The organism is Enterocloster aldenensis (assembly GCF_003434055.1).
Lineage (GTDB): Bacteria > Bacillota > Clostridia > Lachnospirales > Lachnospiraceae > Enterocloster > Enterocloster aldenensis.
In genome coordinates this window covers 1,756-2,197 of the sequence record NZ_QVEX01000040.1, presented here as the reverse complement: position 1 = coordinate 2,197, position 442 = coordinate 1,756, and the positions used below count along the sequence as shown (strand labels likewise).

General features: G+C 57.0%; 1 rRNA gene (cut by a window edge). It reads right to left on the bottom strand.

The window, feature by feature from the left end:
• A 23S ribosomal RNA gene (locus DWX59_RS28350) occupies positions 1 to 442 on the bottom strand (its annotated part continues 1,755 nt past the right edge of the window); the annotation flags it as partial.

Here is a 442-nt window from a genome sequence, read left to right as displayed (position 1 = left end):
CTTCAGCGTTTATCCCGTCCAGACTTGGCTACTCTGCCATGGCATTGGTATGCCAACAGATGCACCAGCGGTCTGTCCATCCCGGTCCTCTCGTACTAAGGACAGCTCCTCTCAGATATCCTACGCCCGCGCCGGATAGGGACCGAACTGTCTCACGACGTTCTGAACCCAGCTCGCGTACCGCTTTAATGGGCGAACAGCCCAACCCTTGGAACCGACTTCAGCTCCAGGATGCGATGAGCCGACATCGAGGTGCCAAACCTCCCCGTCGATGTGGACTCTTGGGGGAGATCAGCCTGTTATCCCCAGGGTAGCTTTTATCCGTTGAGCGACGGCCTTTCCATTCAGCACCGCCGGATCACTAAGCCCGACTTTCGTCCCTGCTCGACTTGTGGGTCTCGCAGTCAAACACCCTTTTGCCTTTGCACTCTGCGCTTGGTTT